Genomic DNA, 21,903 nt, shown 5'->3' with positions numbered 1-21,903 from the left:
CGGCGGCCTCGGCCTGCTGACGGCCGGTACGACGGACGCCCTGTCCTCGCAGTACAGGGGTTTCGTGACGGCGGCGCGCAAGTCGCGCAACGGGCTGCTGCTGACCCCGCAGAGCTCGCAGGACGGAGAGCTGTTCGGCATCCGCCTCCCGTCGAACACCGGCGGCGGCCCGGCGGGCAGCGGCCTGCTCGCGTCCGGCGGCTCGTTCGTACCGGTCCAGAGCGTGATGCGGGGCTGAGCGGGGTGTGGCCGGGGCGCGTGCCGCAGAACCACGAGCGGGCGCCCCGGTCGGTTCGTATGCTGATCCCGGCATTGATCGACAGCGGGGGAGGCCGCGATGGAGAGACCGGACGCACAGGAGCACGCCCGACGGGCCCACGAGGGTGCGAACCATGTCCAGAACTCCGAGAAGTGAGCTGAGAGATGCCTTCCTACGACAGTTCCCGCGCCCGCTTCCGGCTCGCCGACCGGCACATCGCGGTCCTCGCCCACCTGGTGGACGGCGAGACCCCGCCGGAGGGCCTGTGGGACTCACTCGTGGAACTCCAGCGGATCGGCCTCGTCGGGGAGGAGGGCGAACTGGCCCCGCTGCTGCGGGATCTGCTCGTCACCCTCGCGGAGCCGGGGGTCATGATCCAGGTCGAGATCATCGGTGAACACGGCCCCGTCAACCACGGCGTCATCGTGGGTCGCGACGCGGTCATCTCCCATGACGGCTGGCCGGGCGAGGAGGAGTCCGAGTACGTCTCGATCGAGCCCACCACCCTGGTCTGGGACTTGGCGCGCAAGGTGAACCTGCACCGGGGCGAACCGGATCGCAAGGCCCCGAAGGTGTCCCGGATCGAGACGACCATGGCCTCGTTGGACGCCGTGTTCGTAGCGCTGGAGGAGGCGGCGGGCGACGAGGCCGCGGCCCGCGAGCTGACCCGCGAGGCAGCGGTGCGGGCGGACAGGGCCCTGGCGGGGGAGGCACTGGACCAGTTCCTGGACCTCGTCCTGGCCCTGAACGCCACCTGGCGCGTCACCACCGCTTGGGACGGCACGCACGAGGGCGAGCGTACGGCGATGGTCCGCGCGCTGGCGGCCTGGGACTGCGGCCCGCTGGGGTACTGGGTCAGGGAGCGGCCCGAGGAGCCGGTCATGCCGGGCCAGGTGACCCCGGAAAGCCCCTTGGCCGTGGCATGGACCGCCCCGGGCGACATCTGGGACCGGCTCACGGACCTGCTGCCCGACAGGGAGGACATTGCGGACGGGGCCGCAGGTCTCTGACGCGTACGCGGGCGCCGCCGGGCGGCACCGCCCGAGACGAGACCGGGCGGGTGCGGCTCAGCGGTCTTCGACGAGGGCGAAGGCGAAGGCCAGGCGACGGTCGAGCCAGGAGGCCCGGAGGGTCATTTCCGTGCTGCCCAGGGAGACCATCACGGTCTCCTCCGCGGACCGCCATTCCAGCGTGCGGGGCCTGGTCGGTGTGTCTCCGCCCTCGGCACCCATGCTCATGGCGGAGTCGGCCAGCACCATGGCCATCTTGAGAGCGGTCCGGCCCAGGACTTCCGCTTTGGAGTCCCCACTGACCAGTTCGTTGCGGCCGACGATCTCCGGGCGACCCGGCTGGTCGATGCGCCAGGTGTGTTTGAACGGGCGCCGAGGGGGGATACGGCGGATCGTGCCGATGGTGTTTCCGTCCGTGTCGCGCACGGTGTGGTGGCGCTCGCCGCCGATCTCCTGAGGGGCGTCGACGGAGCACAGCAGACGCTGCCCCTCCGGGTCCTCGTACAGGGAGAGGGTGGGGCCGGTGCCCACGTAGGCGCAGGGGGCGAAGGCGCGCAGTTCCTCGCTGCCCTGGGGAACCCTTATCGCGCGCGGGCCGGACACCGCCGTCTTGCGTTTGACGGTGAGCGGCCGCTCCACCGTTCCCACGACGAACTTGTGGACCTGCCTCCAGTCGACCGGCTCGACCGGCGGTTCCTCGGCCCGTTTCTTCCTCCCGAACACCATCGCTGCCTTCTTCCGTCTGCCGTCCGGACCCGAACCGGCCTCCGACCATAGCCGTAGCCGTGCGCCGGGTCAGAACCAGTTCATGGGATTCGCCTTCTTGGCCAGGCTCTTCGCCTTGTCCTTGGTCCAGTCCTTGGCCTTGCCGAGGCCCTCCTTGACGGCAGGCCAGTTCTCCGCCACCTTCAAACCGCCGTAGATGACGCCGGTGACGACCGCGGCTCCGACGGTGAACGGGGTGGGGGCGACCATCGCAGCCGTGAGGGAGGCGTTGAAGCCGACCTCGGCGATGTCCGCGATGTAGCCCACTCCCTTCTTCTCGAAGGCATCCCAGGGCCAGCCCTGAGAGGCGACGTTGGCGGCGCTGAGACCTGTCGACGCGACGCCGCCCACGACGCCGAGACCGCGGAAGAACCCCGCTGTCTTGGTCGCGGCGCCCATGCCCGCGCGGAAGGAGGAGGTTCCTTCCGGGGCGGCGGCTGCCGCGCCCTTGAACACGGTCCGCAGGTTCGCCTGTCCCGCGCGTGCCACGGGCTGCCCCGAGTGGGTCAGGCCGCCGTACTGCTGGGCGACCTTGTCCGACCCGACGAGGAAGTTGATGGCCTTCTGGCCGCCTTCGCTCCTGATCAGGGGAAGGGAGCGGAAGCCGTCCCAGGCGGCGCCGAAGACATCTCCACGGAGATTCGTCGTGAAGGGTACGCGCGACGCGTTCTGATAGCCGGCGCTGTTGGAGAACATCCCGCCCAGCTGCCCGGGCAGCCAGGCACCGGGTGCGCCCAGGGACCGGATCTTCGGGGCCCATCCGGCGATCTTCGAGCCGCTCCAGCGCATTCCCGGGACGCTGCTCGACTGGAGCATCGTCCCGACCCGGAGCTTCCAGGCCGCCGCCGCGCCCTGCTGGAAGGTGTTGCCGACGAGCACCCGGGTCAGGGACGTACCCGAGACGGTGACGACACCGGCGGCCAGGACGAGGGAGTGCCAGTCCCCGAAGAGCCCGACCAGGGTCTCGATGCTCTTCTCGTGGAAGGGCAGGCCCGGGATCTCGTTGATGGCGTGCGCGGTGAGGCGCTCCAGCCAGTCGTAGAGGGATTCGTCGGCCTCGCGCTTGAACTGGTAGGCCTTCGGATCCTCGCTCGCGGCCACCGAGTTGGCGAGCAGCAGGACATCGGGGGTGATCCCGTCGCCCTGGTAGTTCTTCAACTCCTCCGGTGAGAAGCCGGCCCAGCGCAGGCCGGCCTCGGGATCGCCGTCCTCCAGCCGCGCGTAGGTGGCCCGCTTGCGGAGGTCCGGCGCGGTGTCGTTCGCCCAGGCGCGGAGCGGATTGAGCGCCCCCAGTTTGCCGCGCACGCCCAGCGAGGAAGCTCGGGTGAACGCCTCGTCCATCTTGTCCCGGATCCCGCCACGGCCGTCGATCAGCTTGGCCAGCTGATCCAGGTCATCAGGATTCGCCTGTCGCATGGAGCCTCCCCCGAGAGCATCTGCCAATCAGTTGATCGTATGCGGCAAGATGGGCCGAGGGGCTTAACGGGAGGGAATCGTACGGTGTTCGGGAAGAAGAAGCAGGCCCGGGCGCCTGTTGATCCGGGGCCGTGGGAGCGGATTTCCAAGTTCACGGTCGGGACGATCACGCGGAACGCCCTGCGTACGTCGAAGCGGGGAGAGGGCCCGCTGGCCGTGCGTGCTTTCAGCTGGGTGGCGGGTGACGTGGAGCGGACCCCGTTCCTGTACGTGGTCCCGATGGAGCCCGAGGCCTTGCCGCGGGCGAAGGGGTTCCGGCCGTACACGACCCCCGACGCGGCCGGCTCGCCTGTGTGCTCGGTCCTGCCGGACGGGAAGGCCTCGGGGCGGTACGGGTGACCGACGCGGAGGGCGGGGAGTTGGGGGCGGTGGTCCGGACGCCGGTCGCCAAGCGGTCGATCCAGCACGGCTGGTGGCTCCAGGCGCCCGAGCACCCCGAGATCGCGGCTCGCTACCACTGGGCTGAAGGCACCGCTTCGGACGTGGGTGAACGGGCCGCCTTCCAGGTGCTCAAGGTCCCGTACCTCGTGCTGGAGTCGGTGGTCACGCTGGGAGGTGCCAGCGAAGGCGGTGAAACTCCGCCCCTCAAGCCGGCCACCTGGCGCTCCGGAGACACCACCGTGATCACCGCCGAGAGCCAGTTCGGCGCGCGCTGGTACGCCATCGAGGCGCCGTGGCTGGACCGGCGGCTTGGCTTCGCCCTGGCGGTGCTGCGCGACGGCAACCGCAAGCCTGCGGAGGGGACGGTTCCCGGGGGTTCCGGCTCCGCCGCGTAGCACCGTGCGGTGAACGGGTTGCTGTCCGTCCACCGCACGGTGGCGCGGTCTCAGTAGGCGACGCCGGTGGCCCTCGCCAGGGCCGTCAGGAAGGACGTCCGGTCGTGGGTGGCGATGGTGAGGGCCTTGCCCTCGCGGGTGGTGAGTACCACGGTGTCCATGCCCATCGGGACGGCCCAGCCGCCCCCGACGAGCCGCGGTGTGTTCCACTCCGCTTCCCGCAGGCCGGGAATGCCGTCGATGTTCGACGCCGACGCGGCGTAGCGGGTGGCCATCCCGGGCACCGCCTGCTGGAGGGCAGCCTGGACCGACCCGGGGTGGATGGCGGCGAGGGGGAACCGCTCGCGGCCGACGCGCAGGGTTCCCTGCGCCGGGTCGATGCGGATGCGGTTGTAGATCCGCTTCGAGATCGGCACGGCGAGACACGGCAGCAGGATCAACAGGAAGATGGCCGAAACGGCGAGCCACGGCCCGGTGTCCTCGGGGATCGAGTCGACGCCCATGGCGGCGACGCCGGCCAGGTAGAGGCCGACGCATATCGCGGACCAGGTCTTCGGAAGCTTTTCGACGTACACGTGGTCTCTTTCGGTTCGTCTCGGGGCGGTTGGTGGGCGACTACCGGTTGATGGCCTGGATCTCCTGGACCGTGACGTCCTGGGTCGTGCCGAATGTGCCGCTGGGCAGGGTGCCGCCCCCACCGGTGCTGCTGGTCCACTCGACCTTCCAGGTCACCGTCGCCCGCAGCTTGTGCGGGCCGGAGCCGGTGGTGGCGCGCAGGTAGGTGACACCGCAGGGCGGGGTCTGGTTCGCCTTGTCGGGGCTGAAGGGGGCTCCGATGCTGCCGTCGGGGGCGAAGGTGCAGGCGCCGCCCGCCGGGTGGAGCTGCGCGTCGGCCGTGCCGGGGTCGATCTTGAGCGACACCGGAGTGGCGGTGGTGGTCGCCGACAGGCCGGAGTTCGGGATGCTCGCCGTCACGGAGACGGGCCTGAACGTCGACTTGTCGAGCCAGGCCCATGTGGGCAGGTTCACCGTGGACTTGTCGGCCGGCTTCATGGTGATCGTCGTGTCGGGCAGCCGCAGCTCGTCGTAGGCGTACTCGGCGAGGACCTGGGGGCTGACGGCGAGCGGCTCGCTCGGGGTGGCGCCGTTGTCGACCCAGAACGGCAGCTTGTCGCAGGAGGTGGCCGCGGGGTCGTCCTTGCGCTTGGGGTTCACCACGGACGCCCAGAACATGCCCTTGCCCTGCTTGTCCAGGTTGTAGTCCTTGTAGGGCGTGCCGTCCTTGTAGTACCCGTTGAGCATCTTCGCGAATACGTCACCGAAGAAGGGCAAGCCGTCGATGGCCTTGACTGTGGACTCGATCTCCTTGGGGGAGAAAGCGGGCTCGTACCAGCACGCCGGGGGCGTCCAGTTGCCGTCCTCGGAGCTCAGCGTGCCGGTCTTCGCGGAGCCGGGGTTGCCGGGGACGCTGACCTGGATCTTCGTCTCGGCGGTGATGTTCTGGCCGTTCTGGCCCTTGACCCCGCCTTTGCTGCCGCCGCCCCGGTCCGCGTGGGCCGCGGGGACCGCTTGGGCCGTGGCGAGCGCGGCCAGAAAAACTATTGTCGCGGCTCGACCGCGCATCACGGCTGGCATGCTTGGAATCCTCGCTCCGAAATGGTCTTGGCTGTCTGCCAGACACCCTTGTCGTTCTGCTCGAGACGCTCGTTGTAGAAGACGTAGGAGTTCTTGGTGGCGGGTGTGACGTCGACCTTGCCCGTCTTCACGTCCTTCGTGAACCCCTTGCTCTCGTCGGCGCAGTAGGTGACCGCGGCGGCGCCGTCCTTGAGGAACGTGACCTTGCGGGCGAAATGCCGGACCGTGCCCGTTACGGTCTTGCCGTCCTTGATGAAGTCGTTGATCCACGTGCTGGTGTCCACCAGGGCGGTGTCCTTCGTGTAGAAGGCCACGGCCGCGGACTTGGGGTCCTTGCGTGCGATCGCGTCGTCGACCGCCCGTATGTGCTCCGCGTTGTCGCGGAGCACCGCGTCCATCTTCGGGTCGCCGGTGTTCTCGCCCTCGAAGACGAGAACGTCGTCCGCGGGCAAGGTGATCTTCGGACGGTCGGCGTCGGCCGGTGCCGAGGAGCTGGGCGAGGCGGAAGGCGCGGCCGTGCCGCCGTCCACACCGGGAATCGACGGGTTCGCCGCCGGCTTGGCGTCTGAGCCACAGGCCGTCACCGCCAAGGAGAGTGTGGCGGCAAGTAGGGCGAGGCCGACCCGGGTTCGCGCGTGCATAGTCAACTTCCCTCACGTCTGTTGCGACTCGGTCATTCGCTGATCAGATGATGGCATCGTAGCCATGTGCGGTGACAGTCGTGGCGACCGGGAGGATGTTCGCGAAGCGCAACTCTCGGACCCGTGACGTGTGCTGCCGCTAGGCCCTCGGCTCATCAGCGATGGCGCGGAGGCCGCGACGCAGGTGGGGCGCGCCCCCACCCTCTCGATATGCTGAGACGGTTGTCGAGACAGCGGGGGAGGCTGCCATGGGTAACCCGGACATTCAAGAGCTCAACCAGCGCGCTGGCGCACTGAGGTCGCTCGCCGACCACATCGAGAAGATGATGGACGAGCCGCAAAAGTTCAGCATGGGTCAGATGAAGACCTGGGAGGGGCCGAACGCCACGGACGTGCGCGGCAAGCTCAGTACCTGGAAGACCACGTGCGGCACCGTTGCAAAGTCGCTGCGCGAAGAGGCCCAGCAGAGCGCGGATGCGGCCAAGGACCTTCAGAAGCCCAAGACCTGACACCCGGGCCGGATCACGACGACGGGGCGTCCACCTGGTTCAGGTGGACGCCCCGCTGTCGTGTGAGACTTCCGATCCGTGGGACGGATCAGGTGGCGCGCTCGATGTTGTCGGCGCTGGTGGACGCCGACTTGCTGGCGTCGTTGAGGGTGTCGACCCACTTCGTGAACGTTCCACGAGCGGTCTCCCACTCCTGGCGGAACTGGTCCGACTTCGGACCCTTCCAGTAGCCGGTGCTACCGGAGGTCGAAGAGTTCAGGTTGTTGATCAGCGTCTGCAGATCACCGGCCTTGTTGCTGAACAGCTTGGCCAGTTCCCTGAGCTGCTTGATATCTGCGCCACGATCCATGGCGGCCCTCCCCGTGTAACTGTGAACGACGGACGCTCCGTTCGCATCAACGGACGCTATCGCAACCTTATGCGAAATGGAGCCCCCTTCCGAACGCGCGTCCGTGACTATGCTGAGCCCGTAGGGACCACAGTGGCGGCCCCGCACCGCCTTGACCGGGTGTCGGTGACCGACGGAACCAGGGCGGTGACGAACAGTTGCGTACCGGAACCATTCGGAAGATCTCGTGCGCCGTACTCGTGGCGGCGGCGGTCTCCAGTTGCTCGATGCTGCCCGGTTCCGGGTCGGAATCGAAGGAGAAGGGCGACGAGGGCGGGCGTACGTATCAGGACGCGATGGACGCCATGTACCCGGGAGTGCTGGACGCGATGAAGCCGGCGATGCCGGGTGTCGAGCCGCAGGAGAGCTCGAACGGCAACTCGGAGTGCGGAGGCCCGGACCTCCTTGACGGCAAGGACGGCAGCAAGGTCGTCTCGTCGCACGTAGTCTCGCTGATCGGACTGGCGTCGGACCAGCGGTCACCGGAGGAGCTGACGAGCGGCGTGGTGAGCCGGCTCACAAGCCAGGAAGGGTGGCAGCTCGAACAGCGGAGCGACTCCAGCCTGGTCGGCCACCCCGGCGGAGTGCTCAAGTACGTGAAGAAGCCCGGGGTCGGAACCGTCATGATCTCGGCGTACCAATTCAAGACGACGTCGGGCGACGCCATTCCGAAGCTCTACGCCAACATCGTGACGGACTGCCTCCGGAACCCGGAGTGGCAGAAGGAGTGACGGGGAGGCGAAGGTGGCAGCCGCAGCTCAGGTGGGCTGATTCCCGGTGGGCTGGTCCTTCCGGTTGGCGGCCTCTTTGTCGAGCTCTCCCGCCATCGTTCCCAGCCGCGTCTTCCGTATGGCGAGTTCCCCGCGGACGTGCTCCGCCGTAGGCCCCTGCCACTGTTCGTCCCGCTTGACGTGCCGGTCCGCCGCGATCTCGATGGGCTCGTTGAGCAGGGCCCTGAGGTCGTCGGCCAGCTTCCGCAAATCGGCTGCATCGGTCGCGGCCATGTCAAATCCCCCGTATCCGTGCTCTGTTGATCGACTCGCTGGTCATCGAACGGTTCGCAGTACTACGATACGCCGCTATGGCCATGGTCTTTGCGGATCCCGAGATGCTCGACCGACTGGCGAAATCGCTGGACAGCAAAGCCGGAGCGATTCCTCAGTTGAAGAGCAGAGCGTCCGCACTCGACGTTGGTGGCCACGTCTCAGGGCTGCCCGCGATCGCAAGCTGGCTGGGGGACACAGCGAAGGATCTGCGACGCCGCGCGAACATCCTGCGGTCCCCTTCCGAATCGCCCTTCGACTCGCTCGCCGCGTTCGGGCTGCCCCCTGGTGTGGCCGGTGACCCGGATGCGGGTAAAAAGCTCCAGGCTGACCTGAAGGCCATTCTCGAAGCTCAGAAGAACGGCACACCGCAGCAGCGCGCCCAAGCGGTCAAGGACTACTTCGCCACGCTCTCCCCCGCGCAGCAGGCGGCACTCGCCGCCACGGACCCGCTCATGGTGGGCAATCTGGACGGTGTCCCGGTCAACGTCCGGTTCGCGGCGAACCGGATCACGATCCAGTCGGAGTACACGAAGGAAGCCGCGTACCTGGCGACGCTCAAGCCCACCGATGCCGCGTACCAGCGGACGAAGGAGCGGGTCGATACGCTGCGGAGCTTCCTGAATCCCCGGGTCAAGTCCTACGAAGACCCAAATACGGGTGAGGACATGAAGACAGAGGTTTCCAGGCAGTTCCTGGTATTTGACCCACATTTCGGCTCCACCGCCGACGCCAAATCCTCGCCCTTCCCGGACGGTCGGATCGCCGAGGTCGTGGGTGACCTGGAGAACGCGGACAATGTCGCGTTCCGGGTGCCCGGCATCACCAACCGGCTCGACAACTTCAACGGTTTCACCAACGGCGGATACCAACTGGTAGCCGATGCCAATGGAAACGAGCGGCCGGATTCGGCGGTGGTGAGCTGGCTCGGCTACGACACCCCGGAGCTCGGCGACTCCGTGGACCCCGCCAAGGCCTTCGAGGGCGGGGCCTCCCTGAACGCGTTCCGCCAGGGCATATCCGTCAACCTGAAGCCGAACGCCGGGCTGGACATCTTCGCCCACAGCTACGGGACGCTGGTCACGAGCAAGGCGCTGCAGGCGGGCCTGACCAACGTCGACAACGTCACCTTCATGGGCAGTCCGGGCCTCGGCCCCAACATCAACTCCGTCGCCGACTTCAAGATGCCGAACACCAAGTTCTTCGCCATGAGGGCACCCGGGGACTGGGTCTCGTACACGCAGGGGCACGGCAACGACCCGGCGGACTTCAAGGACATCACCCGTCTCGGCACGGACGGCGCGAGTGGCCACTCGCAGTACTACGACCCGAAGACCGGGTCCCTGGCCAACATGCGCAGGATCTTCTTCGGCGGCGATGCCAAGCCCATGACGTTCACGCACACCTCCCTCGACGACGAGCAGATCGGCGCGGCCGAGGCGCGCGAGATGGTCGGCTTCCTCCACGGGAAGATCCCGCCGGACGTCGTGGTGAAGATGGGCGGCGACCTCGACGCGGCCGTGCAGGCCCACTTCGCGGGGCGGATCGGGGTCAAGGAGCTCCTGCTGGAGGTCCACTCCGTACTGGGCAAGCACAACATGCTGGACCGGGTCCCCCCGGACGAGCTGTTCGGGAAGATCAACGACCTCGCCGGAAACGTCGCGTACAAGGAGACGTACAAGGCGGCGAAGGGCAAGGGAGCACCGGACTTCGTTGCCATCGCGGCGGGCAGGGCGGCGGAGCACGCCTCGGAGGGCCTGCTCACCTGGGCCACCTGGCCGGTGGTCAAGCTTTTGGAGGTCGACCGGATCGCGAACGACGTGAACCAGTTCGGCGACATCATCGACAAGGGCGCCGACGAGATCGGCGGGCACGTCAAGGAGCTGGGCACGGAGCTCGGCAAGGACGGCGCCCAGATCTACAACGACACCAAGGACCTGACCGGAGGGCTCTTCAAGGACGGCGGGAACGTGGTCCTGGAGCTCGGCGACACCTTCGTGCGGCCCTGGAACGCGGGCGAGAACGCCGGGGACATCTGGAAGATCGCGGACGGTGCGAAGGACAAGATCTTCGACAAGGTCCCCGACATCGCCGGGGGCCTGAACGACGCCAAGAACACGATCGTGGACAAGGGCGGCGACATCGCCCGGTCCGCGGCCGAGACCGGTGGCAAGGCGATCGACAAGGGCATCGACATCGGGAAGGGCGTCGTCAAGTTCTTCGGTGGATAGGCTCACGGCTCGGCGGAGGTACGCGCAGGAGATCCACACGGACCGGAGGGAGCAGGGATGGGACAGGACGGCGGGCAGGTGGCCTCCAGGCAGGCCGAGAGGGACCGGAACCGGCTGGTGAAGGAGGCCGGGGCGGTCCTCGGGGCGGTCCTCGGGCACGCCACGCTGATGCGACTGCCCTCGCCCGTGGGGCCGGAGGCCGTCTCCGTCACCGCCTTCGACGAGTCCGAGACCCGGTCGGCGGCGGAGCTGACGGCCGCTCTGGTCGAGGTGCTGGGCACGGCGGGCTGGACGATTCAGGACACCGAGAGCACTGCTCCCGCGGCCCCCGGCGGCCCCGCGCTGTACGCCGTCCTCCCCGGCCTGGGCAGCGGATCCTTCGCCGTGCAGCCCCCCGCGATCTCCTTCGCAGGCCTGCTGGAGGTCGACGCGTTGTCGGGCACGCAGGACGAGGGCGGCCGGGAGGCCGGCCCGGCGGCAGTCCTGTCCGCCGAGATCCGCGCCGCGATCAAGGCGGCTGCGCCGCGTGCCGTGTACCCGGACGACGAGTTCGAGGCCGACTCCGCCCGCATCGCGGGCTGGGACCCGCAGGAGACGCAGTCCAATGCCGCGCTGCTGCGCGCGAGTACGGAGTACCTCGCGGACCGCGGCTGGCGCGTGTCCCCCGAGGCGACGGACAGCGACGACCGGTCCGCCCGGATCTCCAAGGAGGGCGTCGGGAAGGGCCGTCTGTACGCCTCCAGTCGCGGGCTGACGTTCACCGGAAGCGTGACTCCGCTTCGCTGACGCGACGGACTGACCCACGGTCGTCTTCGCTCAATCTCCCGTATATGCTGCGCAGTTTGTAGGACTGTACGCATGTTCGCACGGGGGAGTTAGCGAATGAGGAAGGCCAATCCTGAGGACCTCGAGCAGCTCGCGAAGCTGCTGGACGGCAGGGGCGGATCGAAGGACCAGATCGCCGAGGCGTTCACACGCGCCTCGTCGCTCGGCGTCACGGCGAAGCTCGGCGCTCTGAGGCCGGTCCAGACCTGGACCGCGGAAACCGCACCGGACCTGCGCAAGCGAGCCGGCATCCTGAAGGCCGAGAACGGGGATCCGACGGGAGGATTCCTGTGGGCCGGCTTCTCGGCCGAAGACGCGGTGCTCCTGGCGCTGAACCCGCAGCTGGCGATCCTGGCGGGCGCGGCCTCCCTGGCCGACGACGGCAGTTTCGACTGGGTGAAGCGCCAGAAGGGCGAGACGTACAGCGACTGGCAGAACCGCATGAAGAGCGATGCCGTCGCCAAGATCACCGGTGACAAGAACATGGGCGAGGTCGTCGCCGACTACCTCGACCTGGTCGAGTTCATCGGGACGGCGCCCAACGCCCTGTTCAAGGCCGGCAAGGGGCTGTGGGACCTCAAGAAGTACTGGGGGCCGGATCACAAGGCGCTGAAGGCGCCGGGCACCTTCCTCGCGCAGATGCTGCGCGGGCAGGGTTCTACGGGCACCATGAGACTGGCCCGGTACGGCGGCCGGATCGGGCGGATGCTGCCGCCCCCCTTGCTCAACTTCCTGGCCGGCAACAACTCGTACGCCGCGCTCGTCGGCAAGACGTGGGCCTGGGAAGCGAACCTCCTCAAGGTCGCGGGCCCGGCCGCGAGGCTGCAAGGCGCGTTGGGCGGCGGAGGCTTTTCGCGATTCGCCGCAGGGGCCGGAGCCACTCTGAAGACCGCCGGATGGATTCGAGGCGCCGGCGCCGTGGGCAGTGCCATCGCCACGGGTGTGAGCTTCTACGAGCTGTGCCAGAAGGGCAACCCGGTCGAGGCCTTCAAGAAGGACAAGGTCGGATACGCGAAGGACGTCTCGGGAGTGCTCTTCAACGCCTCGATGACGGCCGCGATGGTCGCACCCAACCCGTGGACGATCGGTGCGGTCGCGGTCACCGGCCTCGTCTACGGAGGGCTGTCGATCTGGGACAACTGGGACACGGTCAAGAAGTGGCCGGGCAAGGTGGCGGACGCGGCGGGCAAGGCGGGCGAGGTCATCTCCAAGGGTGCGGGCAAGCTGGCCGACGGCGCCAAAAAGCTGGTGAGCAAGTACAACCCCTTCGACTGAGGGGTGCCGGGCGGACACCCCCGGCACCCCCAGAGCCCGGCCGGTAAACTCGACCCATTCGACTGAGGGGCGCCGAATGCACGACATTCCATTCGAACTCACCTACCTAGGTCCGGCCGAGGGATACATCGAGCGCATCACGACTCACGCATGGTCCGGAGACGTGCCCGGATTCGGGCGGATCGATCTGAAGTTTCCGATCAAGATTATCGACAGCAACCACAGCGTCCTGCTCTCCGCAGCCTGGGGAGAGCAGTTCCCCTCCGTCACCTTCGCCGGAGTCGGCTTCCGCTACTACCTGCGGATGGCCATGATGAAGTTGACCGTCAACGAGTGGGAAGCGGTGTTCAAGCGGCGGCGCCTGGCCGTGACGCGGAGGGGACGCGCCCTGCGCATCAATATCTGCGGGCGTGACTACCGCTATCAGGTGCTCGCGGGCAAGCGTCAGCACGCGCTCACGCGTGACGGCGCCACCGTCACCACGACCCGTTCGGAGTGGAGACACCCCCGGAAGATCTCCGGGGTGGCGCGGGGGAACATCGACAACGTCGACATCGCCCTGGCGGTCGCATTGCAGAGCATGTACACCCGCAATCTCACTTCCGCCGGCGCCTTGTATTCCCTTCCCGGCCGCATGCTGAGCCGAGCGGACATGCCGGACTTCTGAGTTCGCTGAACCAACTTATTTCCAAAGGAACGTGACATGCCTTCGATTGACGCAGCCCGACGTCGACTGCGCCTCGCCGATTCCCACATCAGCGTGCTCGGCCTCCTCGTGGAAGAGGACGCGGTGCCCGACGAACTCGACGGGGCGCTGGCCGAGCTCCGGGTGGCCGGAATCGTCGGAGACGGCGGATCCATCACCGGTGACCTCTACCCGCTCGTCTCCACACTGATGGAGCCGCGCGTCATCGTCCGTACGGAGATAACCGGCCCCCAGGGCGTCCTGGAGAGTGGCGCGGTGATCGGCAACGACTTCGTCTTCGTGCACGAGGGCTGGCCGGGCGAGACCGAGTCCGAGTACCTCCCCGTGGAGGCGCCCCTGCTCGTACCGGCGCTCGCCCGGAGCGTCGACCTGCACGACGACATCTTGGAGGGCGCCGACCTCACCGAGGTGATCACCTCGACCACCGGTGAGCTCGACGCGCTGATGGTGCGCATGGAGTCCGGCCAGGACGACGCGGACGCCGAGACGGTCGCACGCGAGACCGGCGCCCCGGAGCGGCTCGTCGAGGTGCTCGCGCAGCTCAACTGCATGTGGCGGATGACCGTGGTGTGGAAGAACGCCCACGTCGAGAACCCCGAGCCGACCTTCACGGGTCTGGCGGTCTGGGACTGCGGGCTGGAGGGCTATTGGGTCCGGGAGCTGCCCGCGGAGCCCGTGCGCGAGGGTGACGTCACCCTGGAGAGCCCGCTGCGGGTCCGCCGCACCAACGCCAAGGAGCTGTGGCAGGCGATCGCCGACCTCCTGCCGGACGGCTCGGAGCTCGGCTGACCCGGATGGCACCTGCCGTACGTACGCCACCGCCCGCCGGGGGAGACCCCCGGCGGGCGGTGTGCGTCGTCGGTGCTCAGCGGTTGACGGCCTGGATCTCCTGGACCGTCACGTTCCTCATCGACCGGCTGCTGATCGAGATCAGCCGGCGGCAGCAGATGCTGGCCATGGAAGGCGCGTCGAGCGCGGCCGAGCAGCGGACGCCGCCCCGGAGGACCGGCTGCCGTGGATGCTGCTGCTGGACAGCTGGGAGGGCTTCTTCTCGACCTTCGAGGCCTACAACTACGGCCAATTGATCGAGATGATCCAGCGGATCACCGACACGGGCATCGACGAGACCCAGATCGCCCTGCTCGACCCCGACCCGGCCGGCCAGGCGCAAGTCCGCTCGACGTGTGCTGCTCGGCAGCCAATGCCCGGGTGGCGGTTCGACCTTGTCGTCGGCCCGCCACTCCAGGGTGCGCGGCTTGTTCCGGGTGTCGCCGCCCTCCGCCCCCAGGCTGGTGACCGCGTCGACCGAGCAGAGAAGGCGGCCGGCTTCCGGGTCCTCGTAGAGGGCGAGGGTGAGGGCGGGGCCGGGGCCGACGTACGCGCAGGGGGCGAAGGCGCGCTGCTCATCGGCGCCTACAGGGACCCGTACGGCCCGTGGGCCGGTCACGGCCCGCGTGCGCCTGCGCCTGCGCTTGCGGGTCAGCGGGCGCTCGACGTCGCTGACGACGAAGGCGCCGACCTGCTCCCATTCCACTGCCTCCACGGGAGGCTCGACCGCTTTGTTCCTACCGAATATCGCCACCACAGCTCCCTGGTGTCCGGCCCCGCCCTAGGCGGGAGTGGCCGTGGCGAGGGCGGTGAGGAAGGCATTGCGGTCGCGGGTGGCGATGAGGAGGGGTTCGCCGCGGCGGTTGGCGAGGGTGACGGTGTCCATGCCGGCCGGGACGCCCCAGGCGCCGCCGACGAGGCGGGCGCGGCCCTGGTCCTTCGCGCGCAGGCCGGGGACGGGGGCGTCGACGGCGGACAGCGAGGCCGCGTAGCGCTCGGCCGCGGTGAGGGGGACCTCCGCGCGCGCGGCCTGGACGGACGCCGGGTCGAGGTCGGCGAGCGGGATGAGCTCGCGGCCCACGCGCAGGGTGCCGAGCTCGGGGTTGATGCGGATGCGGTGGTAGATGAACTTGGAGATCGGCACGCCCAGGAACGGGAGGAGGCCCAGCACGAGGAAGGCCGACGAGAGGATGAGCCAGATGCCGGTGTCCTCGGGGATGGTTTCGACACCCATGTAGGCGATACCGGCCACGTAGAGGCCGATGCATATGTACGACCAGGTCTTGGGCTGCTTTTCGATGTGCATGCGAGTGCTTTCAGGTGTTGGGGGTGTCGAGCGTCCCGGTGAAGGTCAGGGAACGGTTCGCCGCGTAAAGGCGGCCGGTGGCCAGGCCGCGCTTGATGACGAGGGCGGACGCGTCCTCGCTGTCGGTGGCCTCGGGGAAGATCTGCCAGCCCAGGCCGGCGAGGTGGGCCGTACCGAGCCTGAGCAGCGCGGCGTTGGACCGGGTCTCCTCGGGGTCCCAGCCGGCGATCCGGGCGTGGTCGCCTTCGAACTCGTCGGCGGGGTGGACGGCGTGGCGGGTGGCCGCCTTGACGGCGGCCCGGATCTCGTTCGAGAGGGTCCGGCGGGCCTGTTCCGGGGCGGTGGCGGGTGTCATGGCTCTGCCTGCTTCCTGCGCTCGCGTCCGGGGTCAGTCGCGGGCGGGCAGCCCGTCGAAGGAGACAGCGGTGGGCCGTACGGCGAAGGAACCGCCGCCGAGTCCGGCTTTGGCGGCGTAGAGGGAGGGCTCGGGGGTGCTGAGGGGCGAGTCGTCGACCGCCCAGCCGGCCGTCCGCAGGGCGCCCACCAGGGCGTCGGTCAGGACCTCGTCGGAGCGGGTGTCGGCGGCGTCGAAGGCGGTGACGGAGACGACCTCGGGCGCGATGCCGGAGGGCAGGTCCATCACGGTCGCGTCGGAGAGGACCGCGTTGATGACGGCGTGGACCTCTTCGGTCAGCCGTGCGCGGTCCTTGTCTTTTTTGTCCGTGCCCTTGGTCATGGTTGCTCCTCCTCCTGGTCCTGCGGTGTGGTCGGCGCTGCCCGTTCCGGGAGCCTATAACTACGAGAAGAGGGGGTCGACGATTGCACCCCAAAGCTTCTTGCCCTTGTCGAGCGCCTTCGTGCCTGTGTCGAATCCGGAAGAGACGATGTCGCCGGACTTCTCGAAGAACGTGTTCTTCGCGTCGTTCACGTTGTTGAAGATGGCGCCGGACTTCTCGAGCACCAGCTGTTTGGTGTCGTCCGTGTACTTGAGAATGTCGCGGACGTCGGAACCGGCGTGGGTCGGGTTGATGAAGATGTCGCCGAGCTTGAGCGTCACCTTCCCGCCGTTGGTGAATATCCCGTCCGCCATGTCGTCGACGTTGTTGAAGGTCTTCACGCCGTCCGCCCCGAGATCGTGGGCCATTTCGCCCGCGTGCCCGAAGATCTCGGCCTGGCCCTTGTCCAGGATGCCGAACAGCTGCCGGGTGTCGTTCTGTAGCCGGTCGAATTCCAGCAGCTTGGTCGCCAGCCCAGCGGGCACACTGGCGAACTTCTTGGCCGAGACCTTGGCTGCCCCGGCTGCCATCGCCGCGACGAAGTCCGGCGCGCCCTGGTCCTTGGCGGCCTTGAACGCCTGCTTGGCCGCTATATCGCTCGCGAGGTCAGTGATCTCGTTGAACAGCTCCCCGGGCGGCACTCTGTCCAGCATGTTGTGTTTGTTGAGTACGTCGTGGATCGGCAGAAGGATGTCCGTGATCCCCTTCCGGCCATTGAGGTACCCCTGGATGATCGGATCGAGGTCGGCGCCCATCTTGATCGTCGCGTCGTCCGGTACCCGCTCGTGGAGGAACATCACGAGCTTGCGTACCTCGGCGGCGCCCACCATCTCGTCGTCGAGGGAGGTGTGGGTGAAGGTGAGCGGCTGGTGGTCACCGCCGAACAGGACGCGGCGCAGGTTGTTCAGAGACTCCGTCCTGCGCGTGTAGTACGCCGAATGCGCCGTTGCGCCGTCGGTTGCGAGCCGGGTGATGTCCTTGAAGTCAGCGGGGTCGTGACCGTGTCCCTGGGTATACGACACCGGGTCGCCCGGTGCGCGCAGCGCGAAGAACTTGGTATTGGGCATGTGGAAGTCGGCGACGGAGTTGATGTTCCAGCCGAGGCCGGGGCTGCCCATGAAAGTGACGGTGTCCACATTGGTCAGGCCGCTCTGCAGGGCCTTGCTGGTGACCAGGCTGCCGTAGCTGTGAGCGAAGATGTTGAGCTTGGAGTCCGGTGCGAGATTCACTGAGATGCCCTGGCGGAAGGCGTTGAGCTGGTTCCCGCCGACGACGGCTTTGGCTGGATCCACGGAGTCGCCGATCGACGGGGCGTCGTAGCCGAGCCAGCTGACCGCCGCTGTATCGGTCTGCTCACGTCCCCTCTCATCGGCAACGAGGTCGTAGCCTCCACTGCTGAAGGAGTTGAAATTATCCAGTTGGTTTGTGATGCCCGGAATCCGGAAGGCGACGTTCTTGGCGGTTTCCAGATCGCCGACGACTTCGGCAACCCTGCCGTCAGGGAATGGGGACGCCTTCGGGTCGGCATTGGATCCGAAGTGCGCGTCGAAGATGAGGAACTGACGTGGGACCTCGACCGTGACCTCTTGGTGGGTCTTCGGATCGAGGTATGTCTTGACCCTGGGGTTCAGGAAGCTTTTCAGCGTCTCCACACGGTCCTTGGTCCGTTTGTATGCGGGGTCATCGCAGGCCAGGCCCTGAAAGAAGGCCGACTCGGCGTCGTACTCCTTCTGGATGGAGATCCGGTTCGCCGCGAAGCGCACATTGACTGGAACGCCGTCCAGGTTGCCGACCAGTTGTGGATCCAGTGCCGCGAGAGCCGCCTGCTGCTCGGGAGTGAGCTTCGCGAAGTAGTCCTTGACTGCCTGGGCGCGCTCCTTCGGAGTCGCGTTCTTCTGGGTGTCGAGTAGGTCGGTCAGGCCCTTCTTGAACGGGTTCGCGGCCTCAGGGTTGCCGACCATGGAGTTCGGGAGCCCGTACGCGGCCAGGGACTCGAAAGGTGATTCCGAGGGCGACCTGAGGATGTTCGCGCGCCGACGTAGATCTCGTGCGGTATCGCCCAGAAAGGTTGCAATGGCTGGCAACCCGCCCAATTCCCCGGCAATGCCGAGTGCCGATCCCCTGCTGCGCAGCTGTGGGATCGCTTCAGCCTTCCTATCGAGCGACTGGGCCAATCGGTCGAGCATGACAGGATCCGCAAAAACCATCCCCATGACTGAGTACCGTATCCTCGCAGGCTAAAAGTGGTCTTGGATTCCGCAAACATCGAAGCGATATAGGGGAATTGGTGTGGGATCGACGGACGACGCCCAGCTGCGCAGCCTGGCCGACGACCTGAGGAAGCTGCTGGACGAGCCGGTCGAAATCGCCGCGGACCGGGCTGCAAAGTCGGACGAGGGCTGGAAGGGGCCGACGGCGGATCGCGTACGGGGTGAACTCGGCGTGTGCAAGACGAGGCTGGGGCCGATGGCGGGTCAGCTGGACAAGGAAGCCGCTAAGCGCAAGGAGAACGCGACGGGCCCGAAGCCCAACTGACCACGGCACGGGTCACCACCATCTGCCCTGGCATCAGGGCTTGCGCCAGTCCGGGTTGCGCAGGCAATCGGTGCCAATGTCGATGACCAGGTCGTGCACGGTCTCTCCAGTGGGGAGATGAGCGGCTTCGGAGTAGATGCCCGCGTTACCGCTGCCGGGCTTCTTCATGTACGCCTTCACTTCGGGGTCGGGCCCGTCTGCGGCCGGAACCGTTCTTTCCACGATCCAGCCCAGCTTGGTGAGTTGGTCCACCATGGCCTTCACCAGGTCGGCGGACGACCGCTTGTCGGCAGGGTCGCCGGGATACTTGATGTAGAGGGATGCCCGACGCTTGCTGTCGTCCTTGCTGTCCAGGAAGTCTGGGCCGCCACAGGCATCGCGGCTCCCTCCGTACTCCTCCAGCTCGTCTCGCCCGGTCGTCGTTTTCATGCTGCTGAGGGCGTCCTTGTAGATGACTGCCATGGCGTCGTTGTACGTGGGCCCCGGCTTGTCGCCGGAGTCTCCGCCGATGACCGAGCAGCCGGTGGCCGCGAGTGCCGCGGAGGCGGCGAGGACGGCCCAGGTGAATCTCCGGAGGCTGCCGGTACGCATCTGCTGTTCCCCTTGCGGTTGTGCGGTGGGTCGGGCGGTCTAGCGGTTGACGGCCTGGATCTCCTGGACGATCACGTTCTGGGTGGTGCTGAAGGTGCCGCTGGGGAGATTTCCGTCTTGGCCGTTGCTGCCGGTCCAGCTGACTTCCCAGGTGATGCTGGCTTCCAGTGTGTAGCTGCCGTTGCCCGAGGACCGCAGGTACGTGAGCCCGCAGGGCGGGGCCTTGCCGTCCGAGTCGGCGCTGTACGCGGCGCCGATGGTGCCGTCCGTGTTGATGGCGCAGTCGCCGGAGCCGGGGTGGAGCTGGGCGTCAGAGGTGCCGGCCTTGATGTGGAGCGAGACCGGCCTGGCGGTGGTGGTGGCGGAGATGTTCGTACCGCCGGCGCTGAGGCTGGCCGTGACCTTGACCGGCTTGAACTCCGCCCTGTCGTGATAGACCCAGGTCGCGAGGTTGACCTTGATGTTCTCCGGCTTGGGGGCCAGGGTCACCGTGGTCGTGGGGATGTCGAGCTGGTTGTAGGCGGCCTGGGCGAGGACCTCGGGAGTAATGGCGTTCCGGACCGGGGGCGGGGTCCCGTTGGGGACCCACTCGGGCAGGTCGCTGCACGAGAACGAGGCGAGGTCGTCCTTGCGGTTCGGGTTCTGGACACCGACCCAGAAGGCACCCTTGTCCGCCTGGTCGAGGTTGTAGTCCTTGTACTTGGTCTCGGTGTAGATCTTTTTGAGTTCTGCCATGGACGACTTGGCGTAGGACGGCTGCGCCGGATCGTTGACCACCGAGGTGTAGGAAGCCTCGGAGACAGCCTTGAACTCGGCGGCTGACATGGGCTCGTACCAGCACGCGGGCGGCGTCCAGTTGCTGGTCGCGTGGAAGTCGCCGGACTGGGTCTTGCCGGCCGGGAGCTGCGGGTCGAAGCGGACCTTCGACGTGATGGTGTTTCCGTTGATGCTGCCACTGGTGTTGCCGCCTCGGGTGCCACCGCCGCCGGGATCCTTTTCCGCGAAGGCGGTGCCCGGTATGAGAGCCAACGCGGTGGCGGTGGCCCCCGCCGTCAGCCAGCGTCCTGAACGTCTCACGGAGTGCACGTCTTGTCTCCCCTCTGCGACGCCAGCTTCGTGGTCTGCCAGACACCCTGGGCGTTCTTGTCCACCCTGAGGCTGTAGGTGACGTACGAGTTGCCGCTCGCCGTGTCTTCGTTGACCTTGCCGGTCTTGCGGTCCTTGGTGAATGCCTTGCTTTCGTCCGTGCAGAAGCCGACGCCGGCGGACTTGTCGTCGAACAGCTGGATCTTGGGGTTGTAGTAGTGCGTCGTCCCCGTGATGGTCAGACCCTTGGTCTTGAAGTCCGCAATCCACTTGCCGGCGCCGATGAGGGCGTCGCCCTTGTTGTAGAAGATCACGCCGGCCGGTTCGGCCGCGTCGCTCGTGATGGCCTCGTCGGTGGCGTTCATCTGGGCGCTGACGTCGGTCAGGATCGCGTCCTTCACAGGGTCGCCGGTCGTCCATCCCTCGAAGACGTTCTTGACGTCCGGCGGCAGCGTGATCTTCGGCCGACCCGCCGCTTCCGACGGGCTCGGGCTCGGGCTCGGGGAGGCAGGCGCCGGAGCGCTGGATTCCGTGCCGGGGATCTTGTCGTCGGCCTTGGAATCGCCACCCCCGCACGCGGTCAAGAGCAGGGTGGCAGCTGCCGTAGCGGCGACTGCAACGGGCAAAGTGCGGCGGTTCGCTGGGCGGCTCCTGGTGGGGCGAAGGTCGTTTGAAGCTGTCAGACGCTACCTGCGCGGCGAATGGTTTCGCCAGGGCGAATCAGTCTGCGTCGCCGTGAGTTCAGTCGCTGCTCGCCTTCGGGCGAGGAAGATTCCGGCGAATGTCGCAAGTGCGACGGCCGCGCACAGGCCCGCGATGACGAACGGCATGTGCGGCATGGCCGGATCCTGATAGCCCGCCTCGTGGGGGTACCGATCGCAAGCCGGACCGAGATCGCAAACGTAACGCTTGCCGCCGATGAGGACGAGGTGGAGGAGGAATCCGGCTGCGGTGAACCAGAGTCCGGCCAGCAGCAGCACGCCCGGGGCGATGTACCAGGCCGCGTGCGGCCGGACGCGGGGCGGCTGCGGGGTCGGGGCGGGACCATACGCGGGGCCCAAGAGGGGCCCGTACGGCGGGGGCTGTGACGGAGCACTCATCGGGATCCTCCGGCCGGCGGGCCGCTCGGGGTGGGGCGGGGGTGGGCGCAGCCCATCCTTCCCCCGCTGCTCAGGCGGCGCCTGAGTGCCAGTACTCATTTTCGTGCGGGGAGGGCCCCCTGGTGGTCATGACGGCCGACCG

The 21,903-nt window shown here is 67.6% G+C and carries 27 protein-coding genes and 1 pseudogene; 13 read left to right on the top strand and 15 right to left on the bottom strand.

Features of this window, described 5'->3' with window-relative positions; genetic code table 11:
* The coding region (locus tag J7F03_RS30620; protein WP_214955208.1) for a hypothetical protein at positions 1-238 on the top strand (238 nt) is incomplete at its 5' end.
* 185 nt (positions 239-423) lie between these two features.
* Entirely contained in the window at positions 424-1,269 is an 846-nt protein-coding gene (locus tag J7F03_RS30615) for a hypothetical protein (RefSeq protein WP_214955207.1), read from the top strand.
* 57 nt (positions 1,270-1,326) lie between these two features.
* On the opposite strand, the gene J7F03_RS30610 is transcribed toward J7F03_RS30615, so the two are convergent.
* Together J7F03_RS30610 and J7F03_RS30605 are read right to left on the bottom strand one after the other, a co-directional pair.
* Complete coding sequence (locus J7F03_RS30610; protein ID WP_214955206.1) at positions 1,327-1,995, bottom strand: hypothetical protein; 669 nt, start codon at positions 1,993-1,995, stop codon at positions 1,327-1,329.
* A gap of 69 nt (positions 1,996-2,064) precedes the next feature.
* The gene (locus tag J7F03_RS30605) at positions 2,065-3,450 is read right to left on the bottom strand and encodes a PE-PGRS family protein (protein ID WP_214955205.1); all 1,386 of its coding nucleotides are present in this window, start codon (positions 3,448-3,450) and stop codon (positions 2,065-2,067) included.
* Between the two features lie 84 nt (positions 3,451-3,534).
* Between J7F03_RS30605 and J7F03_RS30600 the strand changes: the two genes are divergently transcribed.
* Both J7F03_RS30600 and J7F03_RS30595 read left to right on the top strand, forming a co-directional pair.
* On the top strand, positions 3,535-3,849 hold the full coding sequence (locus tag J7F03_RS30600; protein WP_214955203.1) for a hypothetical protein: 315 nt from the start codon (positions 3,535-3,537) through the stop codon (positions 3,847-3,849).
* Entirely contained in the window at positions 3,846-4,286 is a 441-nt protein-coding gene (locus J7F03_RS30595) for a hypothetical protein (RefSeq protein ID WP_214955201.1), read from the top strand. Before J7F03_RS30600 ends, J7F03_RS30595 begins: the two co-directional genes overlap by 4 nt.
* Before the next feature lie 50 nt (positions 4,287-4,336).
* On the opposite strand, the gene J7F03_RS30590 is transcribed toward J7F03_RS30595, so the two are convergent.
* The 3 genes from J7F03_RS30590 to J7F03_RS30580 are packed head-to-tail and all read right to left on the bottom strand — an operon-like array spanning position 4,337 to position 6,562.
* Positions 4,337-4,861, bottom strand: coding sequence for a hypothetical protein (locus J7F03_RS30590; RefSeq protein ID WP_214955199.1), 525 nt, complete (start codon positions 4,859-4,861; stop codon positions 4,337-4,339).
* Between the two features lie 40 nt (positions 4,862-4,901).
* On the bottom strand, positions 4,902-5,921 hold the full coding sequence (locus J7F03_RS30585; protein ID WP_251072729.1) for a hypothetical protein: 1,020 nt from the start codon (positions 5,919-5,921) through the stop codon (positions 4,902-4,904).
* Positions 5,909-6,562 carry a hypothetical protein gene (locus tag J7F03_RS30580; RefSeq protein ID WP_214955197.1) on the bottom strand — a complete coding sequence of 218 codons (654 nt, stop codon included), beginning with the start codon at positions 6,560-6,562 and terminating at the stop codon, positions 5,909-5,911. The genes J7F03_RS30585 and J7F03_RS30580 overlap by 13 nt, the downstream gene beginning before the upstream one ends.
* Before the next feature lie 248 nt (positions 6,563-6,810).
* Here J7F03_RS30580 and J7F03_RS30575 point away from each other — a divergent pair, with 248 nt between their 5' ends.
* Positions 6,811-7,071: a hypothetical protein gene (locus J7F03_RS30575; protein ID WP_214955195.1), complete on the top strand. Its 261-nt coding sequence runs from the start codon at positions 6,811-6,813 to the stop codon at positions 7,069-7,071.
* Between the two features lie 88 nt (positions 7,072-7,159).
* Here J7F03_RS30575 and J7F03_RS30570 read toward each other — a convergent pair whose 3' ends face one another.
* The gene (locus tag J7F03_RS30570; RefSeq protein ID WP_214955193.1) at positions 7,160-7,420 is read right to left on the bottom strand and encodes a WXG100 family type VII secretion target; all 261 of its coding nucleotides are present in this window, start codon (positions 7,418-7,420) and stop codon (positions 7,160-7,162) included.
* A gap of 266 nt (positions 7,421-7,686) precedes the next feature.
* Between J7F03_RS30570 and J7F03_RS30565 the strand changes: the two genes are divergently transcribed.
* Positions 7,687-8,190 carry a hypothetical protein gene (locus tag J7F03_RS30565; RefSeq protein ID WP_214955191.1) on the top strand — a complete coding sequence of 168 codons (504 nt, stop codon included), beginning with the start codon at positions 7,687-7,689 and terminating at the stop codon, positions 8,188-8,190.
* A 27-nt stretch (positions 8,191-8,217) separates the two neighbouring features.
* On the opposite strand, the gene J7F03_RS30560 is transcribed toward J7F03_RS30565, so the two are convergent.
* Positions 8,218-8,463: a hypothetical protein gene (locus J7F03_RS30560; protein WP_214955189.1), complete on the bottom strand. Its 246-nt coding sequence runs from the start codon at positions 8,461-8,463 to the stop codon at positions 8,218-8,220.
* 77 nt (positions 8,464-8,540) lie between these two features.
* On the opposite strand from J7F03_RS30560, the gene J7F03_RS30555 reads away from it, so the two are divergent.
* The 6 genes and pseudogenes from J7F03_RS30555 to J7F03_RS42440 all read left to right on the top strand — a co-directional run.
* On the top strand, positions 8,541-10,733 hold the full coding sequence (locus J7F03_RS30555; protein ID WP_214955187.1) for an alpha/beta hydrolase: 2,193 nt from the start codon (positions 8,541-8,543) through the stop codon (positions 10,731-10,733).
* A 57-nt stretch (positions 10,734-10,790) separates the two neighbouring features.
* A complete protein-coding gene (locus tag J7F03_RS30550) occupies positions 10,791-11,519 on the top strand; it encodes a hypothetical protein (RefSeq protein ID WP_214955185.1) in 729 nt (242 codons plus the stop codon).
* Positions 11,520-11,615: 96 nt separating this feature from the next.
* Positions 11,616-12,833 carry a mucin-2 gene (locus tag J7F03_RS30545; RefSeq protein ID WP_214955183.1) on the top strand — a complete coding sequence of 406 codons (1,218 nt, stop codon included), beginning with the start codon at positions 11,616-11,618 and terminating at the stop codon, positions 12,831-12,833.
* A gap of 76 nt (positions 12,834-12,909) precedes the next feature.
* Positions 12,910-13,500 (top strand): hypothetical protein, encoded by a 591-nt coding sequence (locus J7F03_RS30540; RefSeq protein WP_214955181.1) that lies wholly within the window; start codon positions 12,910-12,912, stop codon positions 13,498-13,500.
* A gap of 36 nt (positions 13,501-13,536) precedes the next feature.
* Positions 13,537-14,328, top strand: coding sequence for a hypothetical protein (locus tag J7F03_RS30535; RefSeq protein WP_214955180.1), 792 nt, complete (start codon positions 13,537-13,539; stop codon positions 14,326-14,328).
* A 116-nt stretch (positions 14,329-14,444) separates the two neighbouring features.
* A pseudogene (locus tag J7F03_RS42440) lies at positions 14,445-14,719 on the top strand (hypothetical protein); the annotation flags it as partial.
* A gap of 429 nt (positions 14,720-15,148) precedes the next feature.
* Here the strand turns inward: J7F03_RS42440 and J7F03_RS30525 are convergent.
* Genes J7F03_RS30525 through J7F03_RS30510 form a run of 4 tightly spaced genes read right to left on the bottom strand, consistent with a single transcriptional unit; the run spans position 15,149 to position 18,635 of the window.
* On the bottom strand, positions 15,149-15,673 hold the full coding sequence (locus tag J7F03_RS30525) for a hypothetical protein (protein ID WP_214955178.1): 525 nt from the start codon (positions 15,671-15,673) through the stop codon (positions 15,149-15,151).
* Between the two features lie 10 nt (positions 15,674-15,683).
* Positions 15,684-16,028 carry a hypothetical protein gene (locus tag J7F03_RS30520; protein WP_214955177.1) on the bottom strand — a complete coding sequence of 115 codons (345 nt, stop codon included), beginning with the start codon at positions 16,026-16,028 and terminating at the stop codon, positions 15,684-15,686.
* A gap of 33 nt (positions 16,029-16,061) precedes the next feature.
* Positions 16,062-16,409 (bottom strand): hypothetical protein, encoded by a 348-nt coding sequence (locus tag J7F03_RS30515; RefSeq protein WP_214955176.1) that lies wholly within the window; start codon positions 16,407-16,409, stop codon positions 16,062-16,064.
* A gap of 60 nt (positions 16,410-16,469) precedes the next feature.
* Positions 16,470-18,635 carry an alpha/beta hydrolase gene (locus J7F03_RS30510; protein ID WP_214955175.1) on the bottom strand — a complete coding sequence of 722 codons (2,166 nt, stop codon included), beginning with the start codon at positions 18,633-18,635 and terminating at the stop codon, positions 16,470-16,472.
* 103 nt (positions 18,636-18,738) lie between these two features.
* Here J7F03_RS30510 and J7F03_RS30505 point away from each other — a divergent pair, with 103 nt between their 5' ends.
* Positions 18,739-18,984 carry a hypothetical protein gene (locus tag J7F03_RS30505; protein ID WP_214955173.1) on the top strand — a complete coding sequence of 82 codons (246 nt, stop codon included), beginning with the start codon at positions 18,739-18,741 and terminating at the stop codon, positions 18,982-18,984.
* Positions 18,985-19,017: 33 nt separating this feature from the next.
* Here J7F03_RS30505 and J7F03_RS30500 read toward each other — a convergent pair whose 3' ends face one another.
* From J7F03_RS30500 to J7F03_RS30485, 4 genes are read right to left on the bottom strand one after another with little or no spacing between them, the layout of a single operon-like run.
* A complete protein-coding gene (locus J7F03_RS30500; RefSeq protein ID WP_214955172.1) occupies positions 19,018-19,575 on the bottom strand; it encodes a hypothetical protein in 558 nt (185 codons plus the stop codon).
* A gap of 39 nt (positions 19,576-19,614) precedes the next feature.
* Complete coding sequence (locus tag J7F03_RS30495; RefSeq protein ID WP_214955170.1) at positions 19,615-20,652, bottom strand: hypothetical protein; 1,038 nt, start codon at positions 20,650-20,652, stop codon at positions 19,615-19,617.
* Complete coding sequence (locus tag J7F03_RS30490; protein WP_214955168.1) at positions 20,649-21,287, bottom strand: hypothetical protein; 639 nt, start codon at positions 21,285-21,287, stop codon at positions 20,649-20,651. The genes J7F03_RS30495 and J7F03_RS30490 overlap by 4 nt, the downstream gene beginning before the upstream one ends.
* 60 nt (positions 21,288-21,347) lie before the next feature.
* Positions 21,348-21,641: a hypothetical protein gene (locus tag J7F03_RS30485; protein WP_214955166.1), complete on the bottom strand. Its 294-nt coding sequence runs from the start codon at positions 21,639-21,641 to the stop codon at positions 21,348-21,350.
* Between the last annotated feature and the right edge of the window lie 262 nt (positions 21,642-21,903).

Origin of the sequence: Streptomyces sp. ISL-43 (genome assembly GCF_018614195.1) — a bacterium.
Lineage (GTDB): Bacteria > Actinomycetota > Actinomycetes > Streptomycetales > Streptomycetaceae > Streptomyces.
The sequence above is the reverse complement of the archived record's forward strand: the minus strand, read 5'-3'. Positions and strand labels throughout refer to the sequence as shown.

Coding starts and splice junctions, on each gene's coding strand:
- J7F03_RS30615 (WP_214955207.1), top strand. CDS start 424: ATGCCTTCCTACGACAGTTCCCGCGCCCGCTTCCGGCTCGCCGACCGG.
- J7F03_RS30610 (WP_214955206.1), bottom strand. CDS start 1,995: ATGGTGTTCGGGAGGAAGAAACGGGCCGAGGAACCGCCGGTCGAGCCG.
- J7F03_RS30605 (WP_214955205.1), bottom strand. CDS start 3,450: ATGCGACAGGCGAATCCTGATGACCTGGATCAGCTGGCCAAGCTGATC.
- J7F03_RS30585 (WP_251072729.1), bottom strand. CDS start 5,921: ATGCCAGCCGTGATGCGCGGTCGAGCCGCGACAATAGTTTTTCTGGCC.
- J7F03_RS30580 (WP_214955197.1), bottom strand. CDS start 6,562: ATGCACGCGCGAACCCGGGTCGGCCTCGCCCTACTTGCCGCCACACTC.
- J7F03_RS30575 (WP_214955195.1), top strand. CDS start 6,811: ATGGGTAACCCGGACATTCAAGAGCTCAACCAGCGCGCTGGCGCACTG.
- J7F03_RS30570 (WP_214955193.1), bottom strand. CDS start 7,420: ATGGATCGTGGCGCAGATATCAAGCAGCTCAGGGAACTGGCCAAGCTG.
- J7F03_RS30565 (WP_214955191.1), top strand. CDS start 7,687: ATGCTGCCCGGTTCCGGGTCGGAATCGAAGGAGAAGGGCGACGAGGGC.
- J7F03_RS30560 (WP_214955189.1), bottom strand. CDS start 8,463: ATGGCCGCGACCGATGCAGCCGATTTGCGGAAGCTGGCCGACGACCTC.
- J7F03_RS30555 (WP_214955187.1), top strand. CDS start 8,541: ATGGCCATGGTCTTTGCGGATCCCGAGATGCTCGACCGACTGGCGAAA.
- J7F03_RS30550 (WP_214955185.1), top strand. CDS start 10,791: ATGGGACAGGACGGCGGGCAGGTGGCCTCCAGGCAGGCCGAGAGGGAC.
- J7F03_RS30545 (WP_214955183.1), top strand. CDS start 11,616: ATGAGGAAGGCCAATCCTGAGGACCTCGAGCAGCTCGCGAAGCTGCTG.
- J7F03_RS30540 (WP_214955181.1), top strand. CDS start 12,910: ATGCACGACATTCCATTCGAACTCACCTACCTAGGTCCGGCCGAGGGA.
- J7F03_RS30535 (WP_214955180.1), top strand. CDS start 13,537: ATGCCTTCGATTGACGCAGCCCGACGTCGACTGCGCCTCGCCGATTCC.
- J7F03_RS30525 (WP_214955178.1), bottom strand. CDS start 15,673: ATGCACATCGAAAAGCAGCCCAAGACCTGGTCGTACATATGCATCGGC.
- J7F03_RS30520 (WP_214955177.1), bottom strand. CDS start 16,028: ATGACACCCGCCACCGCCCCGGAACAGGCCCGCCGGACCCTCTCGAAC.
- J7F03_RS30515 (WP_214955176.1), bottom strand. CDS start 16,409: ATGACCAAGGGCACGGACAAAAAAGACAAGGACCGCGCACGGCTGACC.
- J7F03_RS30510 (WP_214955175.1), bottom strand. CDS start 18,635: ATGCTCGACCGATTGGCCCAGTCGCTCGATAGGAAGGCTGAAGCGATC.
- J7F03_RS30500 (WP_214955172.1), bottom strand. CDS start 19,575: ATGCGTACCGGCAGCCTCCGGAGATTCACCTGGGCCGTCCTCGCCGCC.